This is a genomic window from Polaromonas sp. P1_E1_2 (genome assembly GCF_056406035.1).
Window position 1 is genome coordinate 1 of the sequence record NZ_JBFUAZ010000563.1, and the last position, 2792, is coordinate 2792.

The 2792-nt window shown below is 60.2% G+C and carries 3 protein-coding genes; 1 reads left to right on the forward strand and 2 read right to left on the reverse strand.

The features are described from left to right. Positions 1-66: 66 nt before the first annotated feature. The gene (locus tag AC1D1P_RS19890) at positions 67-1014 is read right to left on the reverse strand and encodes a histone deacetylase family protein (protein WP_477674159.1); all 948 of its coding nucleotides are present in this window, start codon (positions 1012-1014) and stop codon (positions 67-69) included. 271 nt (positions 1015-1285) lie between these two features. Here AC1D1P_RS19890 and AC1D1P_RS19895 point away from each other — a divergent pair, with 271 nt between their 5' ends. Next, the gene (locus AC1D1P_RS19895) at positions 1286-1831 is read left to right on the forward strand and encodes a phasin family protein (RefSeq protein ID WP_457279775.1); all 546 of its coding nucleotides are present in this window, start codon (positions 1286-1288) and stop codon (positions 1829-1831) included. Between the two features lie 239 nt (positions 1832-2070). Here the strand turns inward: AC1D1P_RS19895 and AC1D1P_RS19900 are convergent. Continuing rightward, a partial coding sequence (locus tag AC1D1P_RS19900) for a patatin-like phospholipase family protein (protein ID WP_477674160.1) occupies positions 2071-2792 on the reverse strand: 722 nt, incomplete at its 5' end.

A 2792-nucleotide genomic window follows, 5' to 3' on the forward strand; every position in this document is an offset into this window, starting at 1 on the left:
TTTTACTTCCTGGCCACCTAGGATGGCCCTGGCAATGTAGCAGCAATCCCCGCTGGATCACCCCCGCTACGGATTCCAGCGCTTCCAGTATTCAAGCGCCACCCGGTAGGTGTTCATCTGCACCTGCACGGTTTCGTCGATGTTGATGCCATAGCCACCCGCCATGGAAAACGCCAGCGGGATGCGGCGCTGCCAGGCCCAGTCGAAGACGCGCCGGTCGCGCGCCTCCAGACCGTCAAAACTCAGGGCCAGCCGTCCCAGCCGGTCGCCCACGTACGGATCGGCGCCCGCCAGAAACAGCACCAGCCCCGGCTCAAAGCGCCGCTCCAGCTCGTCAAGCGCATGCTCCAGCGCCTGCAGATAGGTTGCATCGCCGCAGCCGTCCGGCAAGTCCACATCGAGGTCGCTGGCTTCTTTTCGAAACGGGAAATTCTTTTGCCCATGCAACGACAGCGTGAACACGCTGGTGTCCGCGGCAAAGATGCTGGCAGTGCCGTTACCCTGGTGCACATCCAGATCGATGATGGCGACCTGCAGCGGTTTGCGCTCGTGGCGGTGCAGCCGCGCCCACTCCGCCTGCATGAGCCTGGCGGCCACCGCCGCATCGTTGAAAACGCAGAAGCCGCCGCCTTTGTGGGCATACGAGTGATGCGTACCTCCGGCCAGGTTGGCTGCAACGCCCTCGCCCCGTTTGCCCCCTGGCCCCATCGCCACGCGGGCCGCTGCAACGGTGGCGCCGGCAGAGCGGCGCGCACGCTCGGCCATGCCCAGGCTCCAGGGAAAGCCGATCTCGCGCTGCGCGGGCGCCGGCAAGGTGCCGTGCATGATCGCATCTATATTGGCGGGCGTGTGAACAAGGGCGAGCTCACCATCGGTGGCGGCCGGTGCCTGCGCCATTCGAACGGCCGACAGTTCGTTGACCAGGCGGTCGCGCAACAGCCGGTACTTGGCCATGGGAAAACGGTGCCCAAGCGGCAGCGGCAATACGAAGTTGTCGGCGTAAAAAGCTTGCAAGATGAGAAGCGAGGAAGGGCTTCAACGATTGTGGCCTGAAGCAGCAGCGACGGGCATGTAGTACCCAGCACCGGAAATCGTGGACTTTTGAATGCTTTTGAATTCTGTTTTCGGGGTGCAAATAGGGCCCGACATCTAAAATGGTGCAGTGCAACAAAAACTGCTTGCAATGCCTCGGCCAATGCCTATACTTAGGGTCATGTTGCAGTGCAGCAATTCAGCRCAACGCAACTATTGACCCGACGACTCATTAACTTATATCTGGAGATTAATTATGCTGACCGCTGAACAAATCATGGCCTCCCACAAAGCCAACATCGAAACCCTGTTTGGTCTGACCCACAAAGCCTTCGAAGGCGTTGAAAAGCTGGTCGAACTGAACGTGCAAGCCACCAAGGCTGCCCTTGCCGAAACCGCCAACCACGCACAAGCCGTGATGGGCGTGAAAGACGCGCAAGAACTGATGGCCCTGCAAGCCGGCCTGGTCCAGCCCCTGGCTGAAAAGACCGCTGCTTACAGCCGTCACCTGTATGACATCGCTTCGGCTGCCGGTGCTGAACTGGGCAAGACCCTGGAAGGCCAAACTGCTGATGCACAGAAGAAGTTTGTCGGCCTGGTCGACAACGCTGCCAAAAATGCGCCAGCCGGTTCCGAAACCGCCGTTGCCGTGATGAAGAGCGCTGTTGCTGCCGCGAATAACGCATTCGAATCCATGCAAAAGGCTGTCAAGCAAGCCAGCGAAATGGCTGAAGCCAACTTCAACACCGTGGCTGCATCCGCAGTGAGCGCCACGAAAACCGCTTCCAAGAAGCGTTAATTGTTATTCATTGTTCCCGCATTTCTGCGGGAACGACCGGAGCCTGATCCCGGAACCTTGCGTAACAGCACGATTCCAGACCGCTTGTCTCCTCGGATCCATTCGAAATTCATTTTCACGGATCCAGTTAAGCCCAGTCGCAAGATTGGGCTTTTTTTTGTCCGGCGCATCCCGATTTAAGCTATTCAGGCGTTTTACCCAATAGGGACGAGCGCTAGCAGCTATCAAATCAATAGCAGCTACCTTGCCATCGCCACACCCGCTGCGGCCAGCTTTGCCTTCAGCTGTGGCAACGCGGCCAACATGGCCGCACGGCCTGAATCGATGGCGCGCTGCCGCGCAGAGAAGTCGGCGCTTTTCAGGCCCGTAAGCGACGGACGGACCACGACATCGGCATCCTTGAGTTCGTACTGGTTGATGCTTTTGCCCATGATGGCAAAAGTCTGCAGCAGGATTTGCAACGTGTCGCCGGCGAGGTTGGCTTCGGGCGGGCTGGAGATGTCGACAGCAATCACGACGTCGGCCCCCATCTGCCTGGCAAAGCGCACAGGCACCGGTGAGACCAGGCCGCCGTCTACATACTCGCGGCCGTTGATCTTGACGGGCACGAACACAGCCGGCACCGCACTGGATGCGCGCACTGCTGTGCCGGTATCGCCRCGCTGGAACAGCACGGCCTGGCCGCTGTTGAGATCGGTGGCGACGATGCCCAGCGGAATGGCCATGTTTTCCATCAGCCGGTTGGCCACAAGGTCGTTGACATAGCGGGCCAGCGCGTCACCGCGGAACATGCCGCGGCCGATGATCGGCAGCATCCAGTCGGTGATGGCAACTTCCTCCATGTTCAGCGCGGTCTGCTGCAGCTGCGCGCTGGTCTTGCCACTGGCGTACAGCGCCGCCACCAGGCTGCCGGCTGATGTGCCGACCACCAGTTGCGGCTTGAGCCCGGCCTCCTCAAGCA